26 protein-coding genes and 1 tRNA gene are annotated in these 24,077 nt (G+C 68.8%); 17 read left to right on the forward strand and 10 right to left on the reverse strand.

Going from position 1 to position 24,077, the window contains the following annotated elements; translation table 11 throughout:
- Positions 1–134 precede the first annotated feature (134 nt).
- The 4 genes from G514_RS0121370 (at position 135) to G514_RS30790 (ending at position 1,440) form a co-directional block, all read left to right on the forward strand.
- Positions 135–350 carry a hypothetical protein gene (locus G514_RS0121370; RefSeq protein ID WP_157545102.1) on the forward strand — a complete coding sequence of 72 codons (216 nt, stop codon included), beginning with the start codon at positions 135–137 and terminating at the stop codon, positions 348–350.
- Positions 351–507: 157 nt separating this feature from the next.
- On the forward strand, positions 508–834 hold the full coding sequence (locus G514_RS0121375; protein ID WP_084152286.1) for a WhiB family transcriptional regulator: 327 nt from the start codon (positions 508–510) through the stop codon (positions 832–834).
- Positions 835–905: 71 nt separating this feature from the next.
- Entirely contained in the window at positions 906–1,103 is a 198-nt protein-coding gene (locus G514_RS28220; protein WP_028653416.1) for a hypothetical protein, read from the forward strand.
- A gap of 175 nt (positions 1,104–1,278) precedes the next feature.
- The gene (locus tag G514_RS30790; RefSeq protein WP_169576533.1) at positions 1,279–1,440 is read left to right on the forward strand and encodes a hypothetical protein; all 162 of its coding nucleotides are present in this window, start codon (positions 1,279–1,281) and stop codon (positions 1,438–1,440) included.
- 153 nt (positions 1,441–1,593) lie between these two features.
- Here the strand turns inward: G514_RS30790 and G514_RS0121390 are convergent, their stop codons facing one another.
- Positions 1,594–2,397 carry a hypothetical protein gene (locus G514_RS0121390; protein WP_157545104.1) on the reverse strand — a complete coding sequence of 268 codons (804 nt, stop codon included), beginning with the start codon at positions 2,395–2,397 and terminating at the stop codon, positions 1,594–1,596.
- A gap of 133 nt (positions 2,398–2,530) precedes the next feature.
- On the reverse strand, positions 2,531–2,689 hold the full coding sequence (locus G514_RS30795) for a DUF5679 domain-containing protein (protein WP_169576535.1): 159 nt from the start codon (positions 2,687–2,689) through the stop codon (positions 2,531–2,533).
- Positions 2,690–2,926: 237 nt separating this feature from the next.
- Between G514_RS30795 and G514_RS0121400 the strand changes: the two genes are divergently transcribed.
- The 3 genes from G514_RS0121400 (at position 2,927) to G514_RS0121410 (ending at position 5,752) form a co-directional block, all read left to right on the forward strand.
- Complete coding sequence (locus tag G514_RS0121400) at positions 2,927–3,721, forward strand: enoyl-CoA hydratase/isomerase family protein (RefSeq protein WP_028653418.1); 795 nt, start codon at positions 2,927–2,929, stop codon at positions 3,719–3,721.
- 388 nt (positions 3,722–4,109) lie between these two features.
- Positions 4,110–5,159 carry a PHP domain-containing protein gene (locus G514_RS0121405; protein WP_028653419.1) on the forward strand — a complete coding sequence of 350 codons (1,050 nt, stop codon included), beginning with the start codon at positions 4,110–4,112 and terminating at the stop codon, positions 5,157–5,159.
- Between the two features lie 50 nt (positions 5,160–5,209).
- Positions 5,210–5,752 carry a M48 metallopeptidase family protein gene (locus G514_RS0121410; RefSeq protein ID WP_028653420.1) on the forward strand — a complete coding sequence of 181 codons (543 nt, stop codon included), beginning with the start codon at positions 5,210–5,212 and terminating at the stop codon, positions 5,750–5,752.
- Here G514_RS0121410 and G514_RS0121415 read toward each other — a convergent pair.
- The 3 genes from G514_RS0121415 to G514_RS0121425 form a co-directional block, all read right to left on the reverse strand.
- Positions 5,749–6,297 carry an NUDIX hydrolase gene (locus G514_RS0121415; RefSeq protein ID WP_028653421.1) on the reverse strand — a complete coding sequence of 183 codons (549 nt, stop codon included), beginning with the start codon at positions 6,295–6,297 and terminating at the stop codon, positions 5,749–5,751. The two genes, G514_RS0121410 and G514_RS0121415, sit on opposite strands and share 4 nt — an antisense overlap.
- Positions 6,294–7,661, reverse strand: coding sequence for a zinc-dependent metalloprotease (locus tag G514_RS28225; protein WP_051247981.1), 1,368 nt, complete (start codon positions 7,659–7,661; stop codon positions 6,294–6,296). Before G514_RS28225 ends, G514_RS0121415 begins: the two co-directional genes overlap by 4 nt.
- A gap of 75 nt (positions 7,662–7,736) precedes the next feature.
- The gene (locus G514_RS0121425; protein WP_036565804.1) at positions 7,737–8,189 is read right to left on the reverse strand and encodes a molybdenum cofactor biosynthesis protein MoaE; all 453 of its coding nucleotides are present in this window, start codon (positions 8,187–8,189) and stop codon (positions 7,737–7,739) included.
- 30 nt (positions 8,190–8,219) lie between these two features.
- Between G514_RS0121425 and G514_RS30995 the strand changes: the two genes are divergently transcribed.
- From G514_RS30995 to G514_RS0121460, 7 genes are all read left to right on the forward strand, one after another.
- Positions 8,220–8,543, forward strand: a complete 324-nt coding sequence (locus G514_RS30995; RefSeq protein WP_028653423.1) for a hypothetical protein — start codon at positions 8,220–8,222, stop codon at positions 8,541–8,543.
- Between the two features lie 42 nt (positions 8,544–8,585).
- Positions 8,586–9,674: a YlbL family protein gene (locus tag G514_RS0121435; RefSeq protein ID WP_028653424.1), complete on the forward strand. Its 1,089-nt coding sequence runs from the start codon at positions 8,586–8,588 to the stop codon at positions 9,672–9,674.
- Positions 9,671–10,243, forward strand: a complete 573-nt coding sequence (locus G514_RS0121440) for a PPA1309 family protein (protein ID WP_028653425.1) — start codon at positions 9,671–9,673, stop codon at positions 10,241–10,243. Before G514_RS0121435 ends, G514_RS0121440 begins: the two co-directional genes overlap by 4 nt.
- Positions 10,240–13,335, forward strand: coding sequence for a UPF0182 family membrane protein (locus tag G514_RS0121445; protein WP_028653426.1), 3,096 nt, complete (start codon positions 10,240–10,242; stop codon positions 13,333–13,335). The genes G514_RS0121440 and G514_RS0121445 overlap by 4 nt, the downstream gene beginning before the upstream one ends.
- A 43-nt stretch (positions 13,336–13,378) precedes the next feature.
- A tRNA-Met gene (locus G514_RS0121450) sits at positions 13,379–13,452 on the forward strand.
- A 182-nt stretch (positions 13,453–13,634) separates the two neighbouring features.
- Complete coding sequence (locus tag G514_RS0121455) at positions 13,635–13,865, forward strand: helix-turn-helix domain-containing protein (RefSeq protein WP_028653427.1); 231 nt, start codon at positions 13,635–13,637, stop codon at positions 13,863–13,865.
- Positions 13,866–13,871: 6 nt separating this feature from the next.
- Positions 13,872–15,065, forward strand: a complete 1,194-nt coding sequence (locus G514_RS0121460; RefSeq protein ID WP_028653428.1) for a tyrosine-type recombinase/integrase — start codon at positions 13,872–13,874, stop codon at positions 15,063–15,065.
- A gap of 42 nt (positions 15,066–15,107) precedes the next feature.
- On the opposite strand, the gene G514_RS0121465 is transcribed toward G514_RS0121460, so the two are convergent.
- The 5 genes from G514_RS0121465 to G514_RS30530 all read right to left on the reverse strand — a co-directional run bounded on the left by G514_RS0121465 (position 15,108) and on the right by G514_RS30530 (position 18,895).
- A complete protein-coding gene (locus G514_RS0121465) occupies positions 15,108–16,418 on the reverse strand; it encodes a hypothetical protein (protein WP_028653429.1) in 1,311 nt (436 codons plus the stop codon).
- Positions 16,418–16,717 carry a hypothetical protein gene (locus tag G514_RS0121470; protein ID WP_028653430.1) on the reverse strand — a complete coding sequence of 100 codons (300 nt, stop codon included), beginning with the start codon at positions 16,715–16,717 and terminating at the stop codon, positions 16,418–16,420. The genes G514_RS0121465 and G514_RS0121470 overlap by 1 nt, the downstream gene beginning before the upstream one ends.
- Before the next feature lie 120 nt (positions 16,718–16,837).
- Positions 16,838–17,374 (reverse strand): hypothetical protein, encoded by a 537-nt coding sequence (locus G514_RS0121475; protein WP_028653431.1) that lies wholly within the window; start codon positions 17,372–17,374, stop codon positions 16,838–16,840.
- Positions 17,375–17,386: 12 nt separating this feature from the next.
- A complete protein-coding gene (locus G514_RS0121480) occupies positions 17,387–17,800 on the reverse strand; it encodes a single-stranded DNA-binding protein (RefSeq protein ID WP_028653432.1) in 414 nt (137 codons plus the stop codon).
- 144 nt (positions 17,801–17,944) lie between these two features.
- Entirely contained in the window at positions 17,945–18,895 is a 951-nt protein-coding gene (locus G514_RS30530) for a hypothetical protein (protein WP_157545106.1), read from the reverse strand.
- Positions 18,896–19,222: 327 nt separating this feature from the next.
- Here G514_RS30530 and G514_RS28230 point away from each other — a divergent pair, with 327 nt between their 5' ends.
- The 3 genes from G514_RS28230 (at position 19,223) to G514_RS28235 (ending at position 24,009) form a co-directional block, all read left to right on the forward strand.
- A complete protein-coding gene (locus G514_RS28230) occupies positions 19,223–21,568 on the forward strand; it encodes an AAA family ATPase (protein ID WP_051247984.1) in 2,346 nt (781 codons plus the stop codon).
- 367 nt (positions 21,569–21,935) lie between these two features.
- On the forward strand, positions 21,936–22,346 hold the full coding sequence (locus tag G514_RS29570; RefSeq protein ID WP_028653434.1) for a hypothetical protein: 411 nt from the start codon (positions 21,936–21,938) through the stop codon (positions 22,344–22,346).
- Between the two features lie 118 nt (positions 22,347–22,464).
- The gene (locus G514_RS28235; protein ID WP_211222203.1) at positions 22,465–24,009 is read left to right on the forward strand and encodes a hypothetical protein; all 1,545 of its coding nucleotides are present in this window, start codon (positions 22,465–22,467) and stop codon (positions 24,007–24,009) included.
- Positions 24,010–24,077 lie beyond the last annotated feature (68 nt).

Below are 24,077 nucleotides of genomic sequence, written 5' to 3' on the forward strand. Positions count from 1 at the left end.
GAAAAAAGACGAGAAATACCCATAAAATCAATTGCCCCTTACCGGGGGGCAGCGGTAGTTTGCTCGTCCCAACACGTTCGCGCATCACGGGACTGACAACCCCGGCGCATGAGGAAGCAGAGGAGGTGGCCCACGTGAACACCAACACCATCGACATGACGGCGAACATCCCGTCCAGCATTGGCATGCCCATTTGCGGCGGCCACCTGTCTGCGACGAGCACCGAGCCGATCTTCGGCGGCCTCGCCACGACCTTTGTCGTGCGTGACCGCCAGGCCGGCGCCAAGGGTGACATGGGCCTCGCCGCCTACGTCCCGGGGACCACTGCCTGGAGTCCACCGACCAGTTGACAACTCAGCTGATCGGCAGCCTCCAGGCCGCGGAACCCGACAAGGGATCCGCGGCCTTTCTGTTTCTCCAGCATCGATTCCTGGAGACACCGGGCCGGGTCCCACCAGACCGAATGACCAAGCAACCGCGATCAAGGTGAGCAGAGGAGGTGAAAAAATGACCGTCAGCTTTCTCGACACAGTGGCGTCGGGTGGCGCCCAGTCGACCTTGGGCAACCTCCACGACGAGGCCGGCAAGGTGGACGAGACGAACCTGCCCTGCCGGGTGAACAACCCGGAGCTGTGGTTCGCCGAGTCGCCCAGCGACGTGGAGTACGCCAAGGCTCTCTGCGTCGACTGCCCGGTCCGAGCCATGTGCTTCGACGGCGCTCTCGAGCGTCGTGAGCCGTGGGGCGTCTGGGGTGGACAGCTCTTCATTCAGGGCGTCGTCGTCCCCCGCAAGCGTCCGCGTGGCCGTCCGCGCAAGAACGAGGTGGCCGCGTGACCAGCAGGCGACCAACACGAGCGTCCGTCACCGACGGCCGCATCCCATCCGAGAAGGACCAATCAATTCAGATGAACCAGACCTACATGACCAGGAGCACCGAGATGAATCTCATGAACGAGAACCTGGCGCGCGCACAGATGTCCGCGCGCCTGGGAGAGGCGCAGAACTTGCGGCGTGGCCACCAGCTGGCCCGCTCCCGTCGGCTCAGCCGCAAGGCCGAGCAGGCAGCGCAGCAGGCGCGTCTCGCCCTCGCCCGCGCACTGTAAGACCCTGATGGGATGCCGCCAGTCAAGCGGCCTCTGCGGGGCACCCTGATCGCGGGTGCAATCGAGGAGCCGGGTACGACCACCGAGGTCGTGCCCGGCTCCTTGGTCATTTCTTCGACTCTCGCCCGCCGGCCGCCGTGCGCCGGGTCGCAGGCGGACCGGTTAGGTTCGACCCGTGAAGACCTGCGACTTCTGCGGGAGGCAGGAGGCCGACGACGCGAAGACGCTCGCCTGGAGCACCTCGGTCGAGAACGGTCGCGCCAAGACCTACTGCGACACCTGCTCGCGCGAGCACCTGCGAGCGATGGAGGGCAAGCTCGACAGCGAGTACTGGTGATCGGAGCGGCCGGAGGAACGACGGCCGGCCCGATCGATGGTGGTTGAGCAGCGACCGGAGCGTGTCGAAACCTCCGGGCCCGGGGCTGGGACGTGCGTGGCTCCGTCAGCCCGTGGCCCCGTCAGCCCGTGGAGCGCTCAGCCCGCGGCGCGGTCAGCCCGCGGCGCGGTCGGCCCGGTCCACCAGGTCCTCCGCCCACGCACAGCCGCAGTGGAGGTGTCGCCGGTAGACGGTGACCGTCGGCGGCAGCGAGCCGAGCGCCACCGTCGCCGACCAGGTGGCCGGCCTGCCGCCCTCCGCGCTCGTGACCAGGTCGCGCACCGCCCAGCCGGCCGCGAGCGCGCGCAGCGCAGGGTCGGGCTCGAGCGGCCGGAGCGCCGGCGTCGTCGCGACCTGCTCGACGACCAGCGACCGTCGCGGGTCGGTCTCGCCGAGGTGGGCGTCGACGCAGCGCAGGCAGGCGGTGGCGCCCGGGGCGACGTACGGTCCGACCACCGGGCCCGCCGGCCCCTCGCGGACGACGAGGTGGGGCGTGCCGGACCGCATCCATTCATCGAGGCGGGCGCGTGCCGGCTCGCCCACGCTCCAGACCAGGGCGGCCGTCGCCTCGCGCACGGATCGCGCGAGGCCCAGGCCCGACTCACCGACCAGCCGCAGCACGATCGGCAGCACGCCGTCGGGCGCGTCGACGTGGACCCGGGAGGCCGCGCGGCTCTCGGCGCGCCCGGCCTGCTCGTCGGCCGCGACCACGAGGCCCGCAGCGACCAGCGCGTCGAGGACCGGTGCGGTGGTGGCATCGAGCGTGCTGACCGGGCTGCCATGGGCCAGCTCGACCAGCAGGAGCCGCACGGCCCGGGTGTCCGGCACCGCCGCCGCCAGTGGCGCGTCGGTCCCCAGCTGGAGGTGGTCGGCGTCGCGACGGGCGAGCCCGACCCCCGGGCGGAGCAGCCACGTCATGGCGCCCACTGTCACACGGTTCGGCCGGGCGTCGCGGTCGTCCTCCACAGCTCCGTCTCGGACGGCCGGGGACAGCACGACGGCGCCCCCGGAACGGACCGGGGGCGCCGTCGTCGAGTATGGGACGAGCTGGTCAGGCCTTGCCGAGGATGCGGTTGAGCTTGGTCCCGCAGACGGGGCAGAGCGCCTGCGCCATGCGGGTGCCCTTGTCGTTGACGCGGACCTCGCCGTCCGCCTGCCGCTTCTCCTTGCACTTCACGCAGTAGAACTCGCCGCTCCAGGTCTCCGCCATGACGGCCTCCTTGCCTCTTCATCCATCGGTCGTCGCGGCGGGGATTGCGCCCAATCGCTCGGGTCGGGGAAGCCCGCCGGAAGCTCTCGGAACGGTCCTCGAGCCGCTTCGACCGTACTCCAACCCCCGGCCAACCCGTCGTAGGTGCGCGGCGCGCCGGATCTCGGCATCTGGGCCGGTTTTCAGGCGTGAAACGGCTCACGGCGGGCGTCCGGAACGGGTCAGTAGGGTGCGCCCATGTCCGCCCCTTCGCACCTGCGCGTCGAGCGACCGTCCGACGGCGTGGCGCTGCTGACCCTCGACAACCCCGACATGCGCAACGCGATGTCCGACGAGATGACCTCGGCGTGGGTCTCCGCGGTCGCCGAGCTCGCCGCCGACAAGGACCTGCGGGCGGTCGTCGTGACCGGCGAGGGGTCGGCGTTCTGCTCGGGTGGCAACACCTCGTGGATCGCCAGCGAGCCCGACGCCACGGTCGACGAGCTCCGCACCCGGATGCTCCCGTTCTACCGGTCGTGGCTCGCGATCCGCACCCTCGAGGTCCCGACCATCGCAGCGGTCAACGGCCCGGCGATCGGGGCGGGGCTGTGCCTGGCGCTGGCCTGCGACCTGAGGTACGCCGCGCGGGGCGCCCGGCTCGGCGTGCCGTTCGTCAAGCTCGGCATGCACGCCGGCATGGGCGGCACCCACCTGCTGCCCGAGGTGGTGGGGGAGGCGCACGCCCGCGACCTGCTGCTGACGGGCCGGGTCGTCGACGCCGACGAGGCGCTCCGGCTCGGTCTCGTCTCCCGCGTGCTCGAGCCCGCGACGTTCCTCGACGACGTCCTGGAGATCGCCGCCGGCGTCGCCGCCTCCGCGCCCATCGCCACCCGGCTGACCACGCTCGCGCTGCGCGACGGCGGCCACACCGACCTCGAGACCGCCCTCCAGTGGGAGGCGCTGGCCCAGCCGGTCACCCTGGCCACCGAGGACCTCCAGGAAGGGATCCGGGCCAGCAAGGAGAAGCGCCCGCCGCAGTTCCGCGGCCGCTGAGGCGACGGTCAGGACCGACGAAGGACCCCGCTCGCGCCGAAGCCCCCGAGTTCGCCGACGGAGACCCGCCTTCCCCTTGCGGATCTCCCTCGACGGGCCCGGGGGCCTCGTCTGCGCGCAACCGTAGGCACTGGCCGCCCGAGGAGCAATGCCTGGGACCCCCAGCCTGTGGACAACGGTGTGCATAAGTCTGTGCAGAACTTCGTACACACGTGGAGGACACGCGCCTGGGCCGTGAGTCCGCCTGTGGACAGCAGGTGGACGTGCCCTCCGTTTCGGCGCCTGACCTGCGGCAACGCGATTCCACTGCCTGTGGACGAAAATCTTCTTCAGGAATCTCGACGACGGCCGCCCTCTCCGCCCGCCGAGGCGGTCCTAGGGTGGACGCGTGGCGGAGGCGTACGACGGCGGGCCGGTCGCGGCGCTGCGGCGGATCGGCTTCCTCCTCGAGCGGGGCCGCGAGGACACCTTCAAGGTCAAGGCCTTCCGCAACGCCGCGGCGGCGATCCTGCCGCTGTCGGAGGACGAGGTGCGCGCCCGGGTCGACGACGGCACCCTCACGAAGCTCCCCGGCGTCGGCGCCAGCAGCGCCAAGGTGATCGCGGCCGCCGTGAGGGGCGAGGTACCCGAGCGGCTCGCCGGCCTGGAGGAGGAGCACGGGGGCCCGCTGACCGAGGGTGGTCACGCGCTGCGCGAGCGGCTGCGCGGCGACCTGCACTCCCACTCGGACTGGTCCGACGGTGGGTCGCCGATCGAGGAGATGGCGTTCACCGCGATGGAGCTCGGCCACGACTACCAGGTGCTCACCGACCACTCGCCCCGCCTGCGGATCGCGAACGGGCTGAGCGTGGAGCGGCTGCGCAAGCAGCTCGGGGTCGTCGACGCGGTGAACCAGCACCTGTCGTCCGGGGGAGCGGGCGACTTCACGCTGCTGAAGGGGATCGAGGTCGACATCCTCGACGACGGCAGCCTCGACCAGACCGACGAGATGCTCGACCAGCTCGACCTGCGGGTCGCGAGCGTCCACTCCAAGCTCGCGATGGACGCCCCGGACATGACGAAGCGGATGGTCGCGGCGGTCCGCAATCCGCGGGTCAACGTGCTCGGTCACTGCACCGGGCGCCTCGTGACCGGGGGCCGCGGCACGCGCAAGCAGTCGCAGTTCGACGCGAAGGCGGTGTTCAGCGCCTGCGTGGAGGGCGACACCGCCGTCGAGATCAACTCCCGACCCGAGCGCCGCGACCCGCCGACCGCGCTGCTCGAGCTGGCGCGCGACCTCGGGTGCCTCTTCTCGATCGACTCCGACGCGCACGCGCCCGGCCAGCTCGACTTCCTCTGGTACGGCGCCGAGCGCGCCGAGGCCGCCGGCATCGACCCCGACCGGATCGTCAACACCTGGCCGAAGGACCGCCTGCTCGAGTGGGCGAGCAACCACTAGTGCCGCGCCAGGTCCCGTCGTAGGGCGCGGCCAACCGGTACATTCCGGGCATGGCGGTCGCCTCAGAGCCCGCGCCGGAGGTCGAGGTCCGGCGCAGCAAGCGGCGTCGGCGGACGGTCTCGGCCTATCGCGACGGCGAGAAGATCGTGGTGCTCGTGCCGGCCTCGCTGTCCCGCTCCGAGGAGGCCGAGTGGGTCGAGCAGATGGTCGCGCGCGTCCAGCGCTCCGAGCGCACGACGCCGATGACCGACGCCGAGCTCATGGAGCGCGGGCTGGTGCTCAACGACCGCTACCTCGGCGGGCTCGCCGTGCCGGGCTCGGTCCGCTGGGTCCAGAACCAGAAGCAGCGCTGGGGCTCGTGCACCCCGGGTGACCGCACGATCCGGCTCTCGGTGCGGCTGCAGGGCATGCCGGGCTGGGTCATCGACTACGTGCTGGTCCACGAGCTGTCGCACCTGATCGAGCCCGGCCACGACGCGGCGTTCTGGGGCTGGGTCGACCGCTACCCGCAGGCCGAGCGCGCCAAGGGCTACCTCCTCGGCTGGTCGGCGGCGTCGAAGGTCGACCCACCGCCCGGCCAGGAGGTCGACTAGAGAGCGAGCCGCTCCAGCGCCCGGGCGACCAGCCCGGTGTGGGGCGGGGAGTCGTCGAGTGGCAGGTCGTCGACGGGCCACCAGCGGACGTCGGTGGACTCGTCGCTGACGACGGGTACGGCGCCGGGCGGGGCGACCGCGACGAAGCGCACGTCGAGGTGGTGCACGAGCCCGGGCTCGCCGCAGAACGTCACCGGGTGCTCGTCGAGGTGGACCGGCACCGGGTCGAGCACCAGCCCGTCGATCCCCGACTCCTCGGTGGCCTCGCGCAGCGCTGCTGCCGGGAGCGAGTCGTCACCCGGCTCGCAGTGCCCGCCGAGCTGGAACCACCGCCCCGCCTTGGCGTGCAGGGTCAGCAGCACGTGGCGCTGGTCGGCGGAGAGCACGAGCGCGCCCGCCGTGAGGTGGTCGGGCCGGCAGCTCCCGTAGGCACCGTCGGCGTGCGCGTCGAGGTGCGCGACGTACCGCCGGCGCAGCGCCTCCTGCTCGTCGTCGGGCGCGGTCCAGCCGCCGAGCAGTGACAGCGCGGACGAGTGGAGGCTCACTCCTCCGGGTCGGCCGGTGCGTCGCCGGGCGTCTCGGACGAGTCGGGGCCATCGAGCGGGCCGTCGAGCAGCCTGCGCAGCTCGGCGTCGAAGTCCTCCTCGCTCAGAGCTTCGGGGGCGCTCGCGCCCTCGCGGAAGCCGAGCGGGTCGTCGAGGTCGGCCGCCGTCGGCAGCAGGTCGGGGTGCATCCAGACGCCGTCGCGCGCCTCGGTGCCCTGCCGCGTGCGCAGCGAGCCCCACAGCGTCGAGGCGTCGCGCAGCCGGCGCGGCCGCAGCTCGAGGCCGACCAGGGTCGCGAACGTCTGCTCGGCCGGCCCGCCGGCAGCACGGCGGCGGCGGACCGCCTCCTGCAGCTTGGCGGCGCTCGGCATCCGCCCCTCGGTGGCCTGGCCGACGACCTCGTCGACCCAGCCCTCCACGAGCGCGAGCGTCACCTCGAGCCGCTCGAGCGCGGCCTTCTGTGCGGGGGAGTCGGGCAGCTCGAACATGCCGCCCTCGAGCATCTGCTGCATCGCCTCGGGGTTGCCCAGCGACGCGGGGTCGATGCCGCGCATCTGCTCTTCGACGCGCTGCTGGATGCCCTCGACGTTGACCTCGATGCCCTCGGCGTACGCCGTGACGGCGCCGACGAGGTGGTCGCGCAGCCACGGGACGCCCGCGAAGAGCCGCTGGTGGGCGGCCTCGCGCAGCGCGAGGTAGAGCAGCACGTCGTCGGCGGGCACGTCGAGCCCGTCGGCGAACGCCGTGACGTTGGCCGGCACGAGCGCCGCCCGGCCCGCGGGCGCGAGCGGGACGCCGACGTCGGAGACCGAGAGCACCTCGCCGGCCAGGGTGCCCAGCCCGGACCCGACCTGGTTGGCGAGGAGCATGCCGATCGCGCGGCCGAGGATGCCGAGGATCGGTCCGGCCTGCGCCTGGGCCTCCTCGGGCAGCGCCGAGCCGAGGGCGCCGACCGACTGGCGCGCGACCGGCTCGACCAGCACCTTCCAGACGTCGGTGGTGTTGACGACCCACTCGGCGCGGCTCCAGGCGGTGGCAGTCGTCACGCCGGAGGGGAACCCGGTGGCCTCGTCGAGCCAGTGGTCGGCGAGCTGCACGGCGTCGGCGACGGCGTTCTGCTGCGCCGAGGTGGGGGTCGGGTCTGGCGACTGGGCGACCGTCTTGCGGGCCAGGTCGAGCGCGACGTCCCAGTTGAGCGGTCCGTCGTAGGGCTGCATCATCGACTGCAGCTGCCCGAAGAGCTGGTTGAGGTCGGGCATGCCCTGCCCGCCCATCCCGGACATGCCCGCCATGCCCTGGGTGAAGAACTGCTCGAACGGCGTCCCCTTGAACGGGTTCTGGGGCTCTTCCGGCTCGTCTGCCATGGCCTCAACGGTACGCGGCGCCCGGCTGGAGGACCCGCGCCCGCGGCGACGACCAGGGGGAGACCAGGGGCGGGGTCAGGGAGAGCCCACCCACTCCTCGGTGCCGTCGCCGAACCGCTGGTGCTTCCAGATCGGCACCTCGGCCTTGAGGGTGTCGATCAGCAGCCGCGAGGCGTCGAACGACGTGCCGCGGTGGGCAGAGGTCGTCGCGACCACCACGGCGATGTCGCCGATCGCCAGGGTGCCGACGCGGTGGACGGCCGCGACGCCGTGGACCTCGTGGGCCGCGGCCACCCGCTCACACACCTCGCGCAGCTTGTCGAGGGCCGTGGGGTGCGCGGAGTAGTCGAGCCCGAGGACGCCCTTGCCGTGGTCGTGGTCGCGCACCCGGCCGACGAACAGCGTCAGCCCACCCGAGCCGTCGTCGTCGAGCGCGGCGACGACCTCGGCGACGTCGAGCGCGGTCTCGCGCAAGTCGACCAGCCGTAGCGGCGACCGGCGCACCCTCGCGGGCGTGGGCTCCGACATGTCGACGACCGTAGTACCTACCCTCGCAGGGTGCAGATCCTGCTCTGGCTCGTGCCTCCGGTCCTCGTCACGCTCGTGGCGATGGCCTGGGTCGGCTGGGTGGGTCGCGAGGGACGCGGCGCGGTCGACCGCGACGAGGCCGTGCGCCGCCTCGGCGAGGCCCTCGAGCGTGAGCAGCCGGCGCGACCGGCGCGGCTGCCGCACCGCCGCGAGCGCTCGACCGGCGTGGCGGTCCGGCGTACGCCGCGCAGCGCCGTGCCCCCGGCCGCGCACCCGGCGCCGCGGGAGGGTCCGCGGGCGGCTGCGGAGCCGGCTGGAGAGCCCGGACACGAGGAGCAGCGTCGCGCGGGCTGACCCCCGCACCCTGCTCACCACCGGTTTGAGAGAGTTTGCCGCATGAACCAGCGCGCATGGGCCGCCGTGCTCGCCATGCCGCTGGTGGTCGCGCTGGCCGTGATCGCACTGTTCAAGCCGTTGCCGTACACCACCTACGCGCCGGGCCCGACGATCGACGTGCTCGGCACGACCAACGGCAAGGAGATCATCCAGCTCCCCGACGGGCAGAAGACCTACCGCGACGACGGCCAGCTCCGGATGACGACGGTGTCGGTGACACCGAAGGAGAGCGACCTCAACCTGTTCGAGGTGATGGCCGCCTGGCTCGACCGCGACGACGCCGTCTACCCGAAGGAGGCGGTCTACCCCGACGACAAGACCGCCGACCAGGTGCGCGACGAGGGCCAGGTGCAGATGGTGTCCTCGCAGGACACCGCCGTCGCCGTGGCCCTCCAGGCGCTCGGCGAGACGGTGACGCCGTCGCTCGAGGTGACGCTGGTCAGCCCGGGCTCGCCCGCCGACGGGGCGCTCGCGGTGCGCGACCTCATCCGCGAGGTCAACGGCACCGCGCTCAGCGACGACATCGGCAAGGCGTCCGAAGAGCTCCGGGCGGCGATCCGGTCGACGCCGCCGGGCGGCAAGGTCACGCTCACGGTGCTGCGCGACGGCAAGGAGGTCGAGGTCCCGGTGACGCCGGAGGAGCGGAGCGCCGACCTGTTCTCCGCCGTGACGATCACGGGCTCGCCGCAGATCGGCATCTTCCTCGGGCAGGGCTTCATCCTGCCCTTCCCGGTCACCGTCACCATCGACCCTCGGATCGGCGGCCCGAGCGCCGGGCTGATGTTCTCCCTGGCGATCTACGACACCCTCACGCCCGGGTCGTTGACCGGGGGCGCGGCGGTCGCCGGCACCGGCGAGATCGCCGCCGACGGCACCGTCGGCGCGATCGGCGGCATCCAGCAGAAGATCGTCGGCGCGCGCAAGGCCGGCGCCCAGCTGTTCCTCGTCCCCGCCGACAACTGCGAGGACGTCGAGGGCGCGCACAACGACGACATGCGACTGGTGCGCGTCGACACCTTCGACACGGCCAGGTCCGCGCTCGAGGCCTGGGCCGCCGACCACGACGCCGACCTCCCGAGCTGCTCATGACGTCGTCAGGGACACCGGGCCTCGACCTCGACGTCGACCCCGCGCTCGCCGCGGCCGTCCTCGAGATCGAGTCGCACATCGCCGAGGGCGGCTGGGACCAGCCGAGCCGGCTCTACGCGCTGGTCGACACCGCGGCGCTCGTGCGCCGCGAGCCGGCGCTCGCCTCCGCGATGGGCCTCGACGACGCCTCGGCCGAGGGCTCACTCACCCCGGTCGAGCAGGAGCAGCTGCCCGCCGACCGCTTCGAGGCCGCGCTGGCCTCGCTCGCGTGGGGTCCCGAGGTGAGCGGCTGCGCGGCCGTGGTCGAGCGGCTGGTGCTGCCACCGGACGCAGACGACGCGATCCCCGACGACCCGGCGGCCGCGGCGGCGTACGCCTCCGAGCACCCGGAGCGGCAGGAGGTCCGGATGGTCGTCGGCGTCACCCGGGCCGGCGCGTCGTACTGTGCCCTGCGGCTGCGCTCACACGACGACGACCAGTCGGTCGTGGGCGGTGCCGACCTGGTCCCCGAGCTGATCACCCTCCTGGGTGCGACCCTTGAGCCGATCGACGACGTGGAGGACGAATGAGCGAGCTGTTCGACGACGACGCGCGCGACGAGCCCGCCGACCGCCCGCCGCCGTCGCGGCGTTCGCGCGCGCTGGTGATCACCGCGGTCGTGCTGGTCCTCGCCTTCTTCGCCCTCACGACGTTCGCGAACTTCTACACCAACGTGCTGTGGTACCGCGACGTCGGCTTCGGCGGCGTCTACAGCCGGCTGCTCTGGACCAAGATCGCGCTGTTCGCGGTCTTCGGGCTGCTCATGGCCGTCGTCGTCGTGGTCAACATGGTGATCGCGTTCCGGGTCCGGCCGCTGTTCCACCCGCAGTCGCCCGAGCAGAGCGGGCTCGACCGCTACCGCCAGGCCGTCACCCCGATCCGCACGTGGCTGGTCATCGGGGTCGGCGTGCTCCTCGGGCTGTTCGCCGGCACGTCGGGCGCGGGGGAGTGGCGCAACTTCATGCTGTGGCGCCACGGCGTGGCGTTCGACCGCGAGGACGCCTACTTCGGCAAGGACATCGGGTTCTTCGTCTTCGACCTGCCTTGGTACCACTTCCTCACCGACTTCGTGATGGCGATGAGCGTGGTCGCGCTGCTGGCCGCGGCCGTCGTCCACTACCTCTACGGCGGCATCCGGCTGCAGACGCCGGCCGACCGGCTCTCGGGCGCGGCGCAGGCGCAGCTGTCGGTGCTGCTCGGGGTCTTCGTGCTCGCCAAGGCGCTCGACTACTGGCTCGACCGCTACGACCTCGCCTACCAGTCGGGCTCGCTGCTCACCGGCATCACCTACACCGACGACAACGCCGTGCTGCCGGCGAAGTCGATCCTGATGGGCATCGCGCTGATCTGCGCGGTGCTGTTCTTCCTCAACATCTGGCGCCGCACGTGGCTGCTGCCGTCGATGGGGCTCGCGCTGCTCGTGCTCTCGGCGATCCTGCTCGGCCTGATCTGGCCGGGCATCGTGCAGCAGTTCCAGGTCAAGCCCTCCGAGGCCGACAAGGAGGCGCCGTACATCGAGAAGAACATCGCGGCGACCAGAGCGGCCTACGACATCGACACAGTCGAGGAGTACAAGCTCCCGGCGGCCGGCACGCCGGCCACGGAGGTCGACGCCGAGACCGACCCGGGGATCACCTCGATCCCGCTGATGGACCCCGCGCTGGTGCGGCAGGTCTTCCAGCAGAACCAGCAGGTCCGCGGCTACTACTCGACCGCCGACGTGCTCGACGTCGACCACTACGAGATCGACGGCGTCGACCGCGCGCTGGTGCTCGGCGTCCGCGAGCTCGACCAGAACGCGCTCAACAGCGACGTCAAGAACTGGCTCAACCTGCACACCGTCTACACCCACGGCAACGACGTGATCGCGGCGTTCGCCAACCAGCGGACGGCCTCCAACCAGGAGCTGGTGCTCGGCGACACCGACAAGACCCAGTGGGCCGAGGGCAACCAGCTCGGCCAGGACGCGCTCGGCGACGCGGTCGGCGACTACGAGGACCGCGTCTACTTCGGCGAGCACAGCCCCGACTACTCCGTCGTCGGCAAGGCGAGCGAGGGCGCGCAGGACGTCGAGCTCAACCTGAGCAAGGCCGCGTCGGCCGACGAGGGTGACGACCAGGCCGCAGGAGACGGCGGCGACGAGGCGGCCACCGGCTCGACGACGACGTACACCGGGAAGGGCGGCGTGCCGGTCGGCTCGACGTTCCGCCAGCTGCTCTACGCGATCAAGTTCGGCAGCACGAACTTCCTGCTGTCGGGACGCGTCAACGAGAACTCCGAGGTGATCTACAACCGCGACCCCAAGGACCGGGTGCAGAAGGTCGCGCCGTGGCTGACCCTCGACGACGACGCCTACCCGGCGATCGTCGACGGCAAGATCCTCTGGATCGTCGACGGCTACACGACCACCGACCGGTTCCCGGGCTCGGAGCGCGAGTCGTTCAAGACGATGACCGACGACACGCTGCAGGACGAGACCGGGCTGCGGACCCTGCCGACCGACGAGATCAACTACATGCGCAACTCGGTCAAGGCGACCGTCGACGCCTACGACGGCACCGTCACGCTCTACGCCTGGGACGACCAGGACCCGCTGCTCAAGGCGTGGTCGGACGCGTTCCCCGGCACGGTCGAGCCGAAGTCGAAGATCTCCGACGAGCTGCTCGAGCACCTCCGCTACCCGGAGGACATGTTCAAGGTGCAGCGCTACCAGTTCGCGCGCTACCACGTGACCGACCCCAACGCGTGGTTCCAGGACAACAACAGGTGGGAAGTGCCTGAGGACCCGAACGGCGCCAAGGCCTACCAGCCGCCCTACCGCATGTTCGTGACCCAGCCGCCCGGGCTCGTCCCCTCGCCGGACAACCCCGAGGGGCTGCCGGACGTCCCGACCGGCCAGGTGTGGTCGATGACGTCGACGTTCGTGCCCTACAAGCGGCTCAACCTCGCGGCGTACGTCTCGGTCGACTCCGACGCGACCTCCAAGACCTACGGACAGATGCGCGTCATCGACGTCATCGACGAGCAGCAGCAGGGGCCGAGCCAGGTCGCCAACAGCATGCAGTCCGACCCCGACGTCTCCGAGCGGCTCGCGGAGTTCAACCGCTCCGGCAACTCGCTCACCTACGGCAACCTGCTCACGGTGCCGCTGGGCGACGAGCTGATGTACGTCGAGCCGGTCTACGCCCGCCGCGCCACCGCCAGCGAGGCGAACTTCCCGATCCTGCGCTACGTGCTCGTCTCCTACAAGGGCGGCGTCGGCCTCGGCCTCACCCTCCAGAGCGCGCTCGAGACCGCGATCGCGAACGTCGACGACTCCGACGGCGGCCCGTCCGGCGAGCCCACGCCCAGCGACGAGCCGACACCCACCGACGAGCCCACGGACGAGCCGACCGCGGCGATCAGCGGCGACGTCGACGAGCTGCTCGCCGAGGCCCAGAACGAGTTCGTGCTCGCCGACCAAGCACTCAGCCAGGGCAACCTCGCCGAGTTCCAGGAGCACTACGACAAGGCCCGCGACCTCGTCGCCCAGGCCGTCAGCCAGAGCGGTGGCGGCAGTGGCGGCGGCGAGCCGACGGGCACCTCGTCACCCTCGGGATCCTCACCCAGCCCGACCCCCTGATTTGGGGTCCGCCCCGCTGGTGCCGTAACCTTGTGAGCACCGACGCGGGGTGGAGCAGCTCGGTAGCTCGCTGGGCTCATAACCCAGAGGTCGCAGGTTCAAATCCTGCCCCCGCTACAAGTTTCAGGCTCGGAATCTACGGATTCCGAGCCTGAAAGCATTTAGAGAATTGATCCTCGTACCGAAAACGGTCCAAGAACCCTGTCCAGGAACCCTCCAGGGACCTCTGCCACACGGGTGGCGCGGAGCCGGCACGGCTGCTGCGGACATATGCGGATCCAGCTGTGCACCTCACCTGCATGGAGTCCACCGCACCCACACTGAGCGGGCTCGAGCCGCTCATGAGCATCGAGGAGCTCTCGGAGTACCTCCACGTGCCGGTCAGGACGCTGTACGACTGGCGCCTCTCCGGCAAGGGACCGTGCGCGGTCCACGTCGGTCGACAGTTGCGCTACTTCGAGAGCGACGTGCATGCCTGGCTCGCCAGCCAGCGCGAGCGCGAACCCGGTCGGGCACCCGACGGGGCGTGATGGCTCGTGGCTAGGCCCAGGACACCCATCGGGACGTTCGGCGACATCTCCTACGTCAAGGCAAGCGGCGGCCGGGTCCGTGCTCGCGCCCGTTACCGCGATGATGACGGCAAGGTGCGGCGGGTCTCCGCGACCGGGGTGACAAGGCGCGAAGCGGAGCGCAACCTGAAGCAGGCCTTGGCGGAACGGTCCTCGTACCGCGCAAGCGGTGAGCTGACGGCCAACAGCTCCTTCAGCACGCTGGTTGAGGTGTGGCTGGCCGACCTCGACCTTGAAGGCACTCTGGCTCCGAGTACGCGAGCGCTCTACGAGCGGAACATGCGGCAGCTTGTGATGCCGGTGTTCGAGGGGTACTCGCTCCGCGAGATCACAGTGAGCAAGGTCGATAAGTTCATCAAGGGCCTCGCTTCGAACAGGAGCTACAGCATGGCCAAGCAGGCACGGACCGTGTTGAGTCTCGCGTTCGGACTGGCGGTGCGCTATGACGCGATACAGAAGAACCCGGTGCGGGACACGGCCCGACTCCGCAAGCCCCCGTCACAGGCGATGGCGCTCTCCGCCGTCCAGGTCGACGCGATCCGCGTCGCGGTCCGTAGCTGGAGGAGAGGCCCGGGTCACTCCGGGCCACCGCCGGACGGGCAGCTTGAGCAGATCATCGAGGTCATGCTGGGCACATCCGCTCGGATCGGTGAGGTGCTAGCGATCCGCAAGTGCGACGTCGACGTCACGAGCTCACCGGCGACGGTGCGGATTGCCGGGACGATCGTTTCGCCGGCCGGGAAGCCGACGCACCGGCAGGCCCATCCGAAGACTGCGAAGTCGACACGGCGCGTCTCGGTTCCGTCCTTCACGTCGGCCGTCCTGCGTGACCGACTGGTCAAGGTGGCGGACGAGGAGGCGGATCACCTGATCTTCGTCAGCAGGAACGGGACGCCGTTGACCACTAACAACATTCGGCGACGGCTGCGGGCGGTGCTCAGCGACGCAGGCATTGCAGGCGTCACTCCGCATTCCTTCCGCCGCACGGTCGCAACCGTCGTCGATCGGGCTGGCGGCGCCGATCTGGCTGCCGAGCTTCTCGGCCATACCTCGTCGAAGATCACCAAGGAGCACTACATCCAGCCGGACGAGGCCGTCGATCCGGTCACGGCGCAGATCCTCGAGTCGTTGGCGCCAAAGCGTGCAGACGGTACGTCGTAGGCGGGTCGGCTGAACTGCTGGACACAGGAGTAGACGCGGGCATCAAAGGTGCGGGGCATGCCCCGGGGCTGGCCTGTCCGGCGGGCGGTGCACAAGCGCCGCATGCAACTCGACCCGGCTCGGACCAGGTGACGCCACGACGACCTGCGCAGCCGGGCACAGCTCTCGGCGCGCGATCTGGATGACTTCCAGGTCGGCGGCGCGGGCGACGGGCACGAAGCGCTCTCGAACCGGGTGTACCAGGTGCCCGTCACCGCTCACCAGGCGCGGAACGGTCACGCGCTGGACGAACGCCGCGCTCTCGACTCCGGCTTCGAGGACACCAGAGATGCGCGCGTCGAGGCGGCGGAAGAGTGTCTGGATGCCACCGAGCATCCGCGGTTCGATCACCGTGCTGGATGGCAGCGACTTCATTCGGCTGACTGCGTTGGCGGCCTCCGCTGTGGCTCCGGTGCCGTTGCCGAGTCGTCCGCCGATGTTCCGGAGTTCTCGCTGGATGCGCGAGTACGTCGCGGTGCGGGCTCGCCATTGGTCAGCCAGTACGGGATCAACCCGTTCGGCGAAGGGAACAAGCTGCGAGCTGAGCACGCGCTGGGAGTCGACGATCAGGCGCAGGTTCATGGCGTCCGGTAGCGACTGAAGCCGGAGGAGGAGGTTGTGCTCGGCCTGGAGGACGCCGAGGATTCCTGGCTTGGCCGGCCCACGGATCGGCTTGGTTCGCGGGCGCCAGCCGGTCTGGTCGACGCTGTAGTCGGGCTGCCCGAGGCTGACGTCGAGCGCGGTTGCGAGGGCTGCCCACCCGAGGCGGTCGCACCCAGCGAGCGACTCCCATTCGGGCGTGTTCCGGTAGCGCCGATCGAGCACGACGAGGGCTTGGCTGATCGCCGCGACGTCTCCTGCGATGGTTCGTGCCTGGGCTGCGGTCAGATGAACGGCTTGGTCGGGCGCGGTGTCGTGTTCCGCGAGTGCCGCAGCGCGTGCCGCCAAGCGCCAATGCTCGACGAGGTCGTTCCCGGTCGGCGTCGAGAACTCCTGGCTCGACGCGGCGCGGGTCTTCGACGAATCTCGGGCGAACTCGAGCGCCCGTGCCAGTTCCCGCAGCGCGGAGCCATGCTCGTTCGTGGCGCGGAACGGGTCGGCCGGCTTTCTCGGGGTGTTGGGGAAGGTGAGTGGCTGCGCCGCCCGGATGGCCTGTGCGGACCATACGACGACCGCTTGCCTGAAGCGGAGGATCTGCTGCCCGATCTCGGCTCGCTCGGTCGGCGAGTCTGTGGCGAGCCGGTGCATGACTCGGTGCTGCCGGAGAAGTGCCGCCAACTCCGTGCGCATCTGGGCACCGGTCTCGCCGTACATCAGCCGACATCCAGATCGTGTGCGCCGACGAGCATCGCCAGGATGAGCTCGATCGACAGGGGGTCGACCCCGTACTTCTCAAGTTCCTCCACGGCGTTGCGCGCGACGGCGAGCAGGACGTCGCGGTCGTCTGTCAGTTCGTCGGTGTGGATCGCTGGGCAGTCGTCGCCGTGGACGCGGTCGAGCTCCAGCAGCACCCGCTCGTACGCGGACGACGCATCGATGGTCGGTGCTCGGTCGGCGAGGGCGGCGACGTAAGACCTGGCTTGCGCCAGCGTCTGTGCGTGGGCGAGAAGCATGTTCCCTCCTTCGAGGTCGGGTAGCGACCGTGCGACGGGTGATCGCAGACAGGCCCCCGACCGCGCGACCGCTGTGGACGGAATAGCTGAAGAGCTGGTCATGGAGCGCCACTGGCTGGCTCACCCGATGAGCTGCTGATTGGTGATCGCCTCGATCCGACGTCGGCGGAGAACGTCTTCGCGAACGAAGTCGGCAAAGTCCCTGTCCCTGTCGCGGATCTCGATTTCCGCGCCGGCCTCCGTCGGCCGCTCACCCGGCCAGGCGGTTTGCCGCGTCGGGCGGTCTCGGTCGAGTCGAGTGCCGCAGGTTGAGACCCAGTCCCGCAACCGTGCGCGTGTGTCGGCGAAGTCCCGCATCCAACCCACCGGAGCGGACGGTGACGCCGACTCGTGGTAGCAGCTGAGCCAGTGACAGTGGAGCGCGGAGAGCTCCCACACGATCTCGTCGTGGCGGTGCCAGTACGGCGGCACGATGTTGGCCGGTAAGCCGAACGCGCACTTGAGCCATTTCACCCACTGATCGAGATCGTGCCACTCGACCTCGGCCTGCGCGGCGTCGAGAAGGTTCCAGTTGATCGGGACTGGAGGGCGCTCGAGCATGTCGATGACGCCTCGATAGGCGTCCTGGTTGGCGGGCTCCTCCGGGTGCAGAGCCATGACCGATAACGACTACAGACCGACAGCGGGAGGCTGCGGGACCGCGGTCAGCGACCGCTCCGCGGCCTGCCGTCCGCGCTGGACGACGTAGTCGGTCTTGTTGGCGTTGTGGCCGATCTTGCGGGCGACAAACTCCTCCTTGATGACGCTGCCCTCGCGGCCGTCGACCTCGTACTCATGGACGTAGCCACTGGCCACGAACGAGTCGCCCTTGCGGAATCGGGCATAGGTCTCGCGGGCGGTGCTCTCGAAGGCGACCATGTCGTGGAACGTCGGGTCGAGCTTCGTGAAACTCCCGTCCACCTCCTTGCGCCACTGCTCGATGCCGACGCGCATGCGGCAGCACTCGGCGCCGGCCTTGGTGAAGTGCAGCTCGGGTGCTGAGGCGATGAAGCCGACCAGGCTCATTTGCGTGGGGATGGACATGATGACTCCCGATTCCGGCGGCGCTCGGTGCGCCGCGCTCGGGAGTTAGGTGGGCTGGCCGCGACAGTAGGGTGCGCTAGGTCCTTCGCAGTGGGAAGCGAGACGTAAGGATCGCGGCAGATCCGGATTCCGAACCGGCGGAAGCTAGTCGCCAGGGGGTCGAGCGAACGGAGTCCCCGCGAGGTCGTCCGGATACGTCGCCGGACGGCGGGGCGCGAACCCGCCCTCAGGCACCGTGAAGTCAGCCAGACGGTAAATGGCCTCATCGGCGGTGCGTTGGCTGGTCGTTGATGAGGGAGTCAGGTCGTCCGGCGCCGAGGACGCCCAGTTGACGAGGGGGTTCCGGAGACTTGCGCTCCACAACCCAAAGCCGTCGTCGTCGCTTGTCGGTCTGCCGGGGTGCCAAGGGAGTGCAGCGATCGTCGTGCCGCCCGACCTGGGGAGGTCGGGTTTGTTCCAGCCGTCCGGTTGCGTCAACGCACTCCAACTGTCGTAGATGCTGACGGTTATGAGCAGGACGGCTTGGCGCCCGTAGGCGGAGAGCGACACGATGCCGTGGGTGTAGTCCTCCGTGGCCAGCAGGCCCATCGATTGCATCTCGGGTAGCAGCAACGGACGACGTTCGTCATCTGATGCTTCCAGCAGAAAGACATTCCAAGTAGCGACGTCCGGCCACCGACGTACGGCGGTCGCGCCATCGCCGGCTCGGATCCCGAAGTCATGTCGCGATGGCAGTTCCCAAGTTCGCAAGCTCATCACCGAGAAGATCTGGCTGCTCCGCAACGAGAACAGGGGAGGAAGCTGAAGACTCCGCTGCTCAAGGTCCTGCCCGCTGAGGGTGGCGTAGACCCATCCCGAACGGTGGTAGTGAATCTTCGGCCGATGCCATGTCTCGGCTCTGGTTTCGCCTACCGGCACGTCCTTGTTGATTACTCCGTAGTGCCAAGCCCCAGAACGCTGATATGGCGAGGCGAAGACTCCGCCGTCCTTGGAGAGTCCGACTAAGAAAGCTGGCTTGTAGACGACGCCCGAAGGCGTTCTGCGCATCAGACCGTTGCGGAAGGCGCGCACCCGCGACGCTTCACCATCGGTCATGCGACGGACCCTAGCCAGCGATGGCGCACTGGCGGCCGGGTGTGCTCAGTACCGCCGGGCGAACTGCGACCGCCCGTCTCCCTGTCTCTCACGCCTGCGGGCCACGCACCCAAGGCTCGCAGCTCAGGCGCGGAGTCAGCAGCCCGACGCTCGGTCGTCCGAAGAGCGGCAGATCCGCGTGCCGTAAGGCATGCGCTACGTGGCTTCGGCTCGTGGACACACCCGCACAGGGATCTGCTCATTCAGCTCCTCTTGACCAGCGAGTGTCGGTGGTGTGTGATCCGCTAGATCTCGACATCTCGGGGGTCCTACGAATGGGAGACTGCAGTGCAGTTGCGAGAGGTCTGGATCCGCTTTTACAAGTCCTTCAACTTCGATTATGAGTTGAAAGCGAACCCAGGAGCCGAAGGGCCCGCGTGGCAGACGCTCGAGGGAGTCTGGTGGCCACACGTCCGCATCCGGCTCAGTGATGACGTCACTGCTGTCGTCGGTGCGAACGAGTCAGGGAAGACCCATCTGTTGGATGCAATCGACATTGCACTAACCGGAACCGGACTGCGCAAGCGGGATTTCTGCCGGTACTCAACCTTGTTCTCGGTCGAGCGCGGTGAGCGCCTGTACCCAGAGGTTGGCGCCACTCTGGTAGCTGATGAGGAGGAAGCCGAGACTCTCGTGGCTCTGGGCATCCCGCTTCGCAAGAACGGCGACGTCATCATGCTTAGGTCGGCGCCCAATACGGTCGTGGTTGTTGACGACGAGGATGAACGTCAGGTCCTGACCCGCGAGCAGAGCGCTGGTCTTCAGCAGCTCCTTCCGGTCCCGCACTGGCTGAACACCCGGGTGGCTTTGCCTGACGCAGTTTCCATCGCGGCGTTGGCTGGATCGGACGACTCATTGAGCGGACGGCGTCGCAGATTCGAACTCTTGAAGCTGTTGGCTGCGATTCTCACGGCGGATGACATCACCACGAACGCCGCCGCTTTGCTAGCGCTCCTCCAGACCACGACCCCACTCACCGAGGAGGCGGAGGCGGCGCAAGACCTCGGAAAGCTCCTGCTTGTCAAGGTCGCTCGCATCGAGCAATCGAGCTTCATCGAACTACTCGACGCCCTTCAGAACGAACGCGAAGGCCTCGTCAACGGCCTGATCCAAGAGATGAACAACTCCCTCGCGCGTCACCTCAACATCTCGCGTTGGTGGAGTCAAGACTCGGAGTTCCAGCTTCGGGTGTCGCCTCGCGAGCACGAGCTGGTGTTCACTATCCGGGACCGAACGGGCACCGACTACTCGTTCACAGAGCGAAGCCGCGGCCTGACCTACTTCCTCAGTTACTACGTACAGCTGCTCGCACACGACCTGCCCGTCGACCGGACTGAGGTCCTGTTGATGGATGAGCCTGACGCCTACCTGTCAGCGAGCGGCCAGCAGGACCTCCTACGCGTACTTGAGAACCATGCCCGCCCGGAAGATTCCGACCGGCTGGACCAGGTCGTGTACGTGACGCACTCTCCGTTCTTGATCGACAGAAATGCCGGTCACCGAGTGCGCGTCGTCGATAAGGGCTCTAAAGACGAGGGCACGAGACTCGTCAAGGACGCCACCCAGGCGAGCTACGAACCTCTCCGATCGTCGCTCGGAGCGTTGTTTGCTGAGACAGCATTCATCGGAGGCGACAACTTGTTTGTTGAGGGCATCTCGGACCAGGTCTACCTAGCCGGGATGAACTCGCGTCTCCTGCGAACAGGCTGGTCGCCGTCAGATTGCATCGACCTGAATCGGGTGACCATCGTTCCCAGCGGCGCCGACGTCCCCTACATGCTCTACCTCGCGCGAGGTCGCGACAAGGTGAAGCCTCCATGTGCTGCGCTCCTCGACAGCGACAGCTCGGGCGAGACTATGCAGAGGCAGATCCGACGCGGCGGTGCGCGAGGAAGACCCGCGATAGGCGATGACCTGATCGTCATGTTGGGTGACTGGGCGGCCTCGGCGACTCCTGATGTCGCCGAAGGAGTGACCGTCCGCGAGCCAGAAGACCTAGTGCCCCTGGCAGTCGCTGTCGCAGCTGCACGTGGCTACGCCGTCAATCTCCTCGGGCTAAGTGAGACTGACGCGAAGAGGTTGTCCGACCAGGACATCTCATCGCGCCTTGAGGCAGCGAATGGCAGTCTGTGGGATGCCCTTGAGGCAGCTTTCGTCGCAGCTTTCGAGACAGATATCACCAAAGCGGGGTTCGCGAAAGAGGTCATTGCCTACGCCTCGAGAACCAAGGGCAACTCTAGGCCCGTAGGTGTCCCCGCATTGGATGCCAACTTTGCCGCCCTAATCAAGACGGTGTCAGCGACGCTGACTCGCGCCCGCGAGCGTGAGTTCGACGAACGTCGCGACCACCGTCTCGAGCGCATCATCGACTCATTCACCGCGGATCACCCGATCGGGTGTAAGCGCGACGTCGCAGCCGCCACGTTGTCTCGGGTTGAAGCAGCCGTGGACAACACCTCGGCTGGCGACATCATCCGGGGAGGCGCGGCACAACTGCGGAGAGATTTCGAGCTCGACAAGGATCCCCTCAAGAACGTCTCGAACTATGGGGCCTTCGTTGAGGGCCTCAGGAACCTGCGCCACCTGGAGCGATTGGAATACCAGAAGCGGCTCGGCTCCGCTGGTGATGACTAACCCAGTTCATCGCCCGTTGCACTGTGTTGACTTGAGCGTGACCTCGTCAGCACGAATCTCGGCAGATCCGTGTGTCCGTCAGGCGGGGGTATGACGCAGATGTCACGCCAATGTCAGAGCGACGGCACTGACAATGGCGTCGGAACGTGCTTACTCTGCGGCCATGCAACGGGGAGCAGGACTGGTTGTCGTGATGTTGGCGTCGCTTGGGATCTTGATGGGGTGCTCAGACGATTCGGGTGATCCTGCCGCGTTGCCCACCGCCACCATCACCGTGACAGAGACGGCGCCGGTTATCGAACCGGAGGTTGAGCCGACACCCAGTGAGGATGCGGACCCGTACGCCCCAAACGTCGGCGAGCGGGCGTTGAAGATCGGTGACACCCGAGTCGGCCAGGCGATCCGCACCACGCTGAAGGGCGTGAAGTACCCGTACCCGCCGGACTACGCGCGGGAGCCCGACGCCGGCAACGACTTCGTCGGTCTCGAGCTGGAGCAGTGCTTCGACAAGGACGCCCAGGTGGACCCGGAGTACCCGGACACCACGACCTACAACGGCGACTGGGTGATCCTGGACCCGCAGGGCTTCGAGTACGGCGGGGACGGATCGAGTTGGAGCGACTGGCCGTCACCGAAGTTCCCCGAGAGCGTCACCCTCAACCCCGGCCGCTGCTACAAGGGCTGGGTCTCGTTGCAGGCGCCCAAGGGCACCAAGATCGCCTCAGTCGTCTGGCGACCAGGCGGCACCGAGACCGCCGAGTGGCTGCCCAAGGGGTAGCGGCGCGGGCGATGAGGATCTCTCCGTGTCGCCGCGCGCGCAAACGTTCGCTGAGCCCATCTGGCCGTTTGCCGACTTACCCTGCAGTCTCGCGACGGTTTGCAGGGAGGCGATGGTCGTGACTGAAGAGGCCTGGCACGAGGCGCGTCTGATCCCAACATCCGGGATCTCTGGTGCGGATGAACAGGAGCGCCGCGCAACATCAGCACTGCTCGCGGTGATGGGCATCGTCAAGGAGTTCAGCAAGACAGTCCTCGGACCTCTGGGTGCCCCCGCCGGCACGGTCGAGTGCTACATCGAAGTGCCGTTCTTGCTCGGCGAGAAGCGTTGCTATCCCGATGGGCTCATCCGGGTCACCCGCGGGTCGAGAACCTGGACGGCGCTGGTTGAGGTCAAGACCGGCAAGAGCGAGCTCGAGCCACAGCAGCTTGAGAACTACCTCGACATCGCCCGCGAGCAGGGCTATGACGCCCTGATCACAATCAGCAATGAGATCCCGCCGGTAGCGGGGCAGCACCCCACCAAGGTCGACAAGCGCAAGCTCCGCAAGGTCGAGCTCCACCACTGGTCGTGGACCTATCTGCTCTCAACGGCGGTGATGCAGAAGGAGCACCGTGGCGTCTCCGACCCCGAGCAGGCCTGGATCCTCGGGGAGCTCATCCGATACCTCGAGCACCCGCGGTCCGGAGCGATGGAGCTCGACGACATGGGCCAGCATTGGGTCCCGGTCCGCGAAGCAGTCACCGCCGGCACCCTTCGTGCCACCGACAAGGCCGCTCCCGAGGTCGTCGCCCGCTTCGACGCCCTGCTCCGCTACGCCAGCCTCCGTCTCGGCCGCCAGCTCGGCACAGAAGTCCTCCCAGTTCTCTCACGCCGCGAGCAGGCCGAACCAGGCCTCCGTGCCCAGACACTCCTGCAGGGCATGGTCGGCCAAGGACTGCTGACCGGTGCGATCCGGATCCCGCACGCCGTCGCGCCCATTCACGTCTCCGCCGACCTGCGCGCAGGCAGGGTCATTGTCTCTGTTGACATCGACGCACCCAAGGAAGGCCGAGCACAGACTCGCGTCAACTGGCTGGTCCGCCAGCTCACTGGCGCACCAGACGCCGTACGCCTGGAGGCGTTCGCCGCGAACGCCCGCGGCGCCGGGGCCACCGAACTGCTGGGCAAGGTACGCGAAGACCCGACGCTCCTGATCGCCGACCCCAAGCGCGACTTGCGCAGCTTTCAGGTCGCTATGTCGGCACCCATGGGCGTCAAGCGAGGCCGCGGACGCGGAGGTTTCATCGACTCGGTCCTCGACCTCGTCGACGTCTTTTATGCCGAAGTCGTCCAGGACCTCAAGGCGTGGTCCGCTTCACCACCGCGGATGCGGGAACCGGTCGCCGTCCACGAGACTCCGTCAGCTCTGGTGTCGACGTCCCTGTCGTCACAAGATGGGCCATACGAAACCGACGACCCGGCGGCCGCCGCCACCGGTGACACCGGGCCGGACGCTGACCCGGTTGGGTCCAGCCAGGGCGATCAGGCCGACGGGTTTTCGAGTGTCGCCGAGTCGCAGACCGACCGAGGTGCCGACGGCCTCGACGATGACTCGGCGGACGCGACCGCTATGCCGGGTGCGTCCCCGGACACTTCGGCGCAATCGCCCGGCTGGTCCTAGGTCCATCTGCCAATGTGGATCATCCGACGCCGGGACAGTGAGGGCACCGAGTCGTCCGATTATGGCGA

It is taken from the genome of Nocardioides halotolerans DSM 19273 (assembly GCF_000422805.1).
Lineage (GTDB): Bacteria > Actinomycetota > Actinomycetes > Propionibacteriales > Nocardioidaceae > Nocardioides > Nocardioides halotolerans.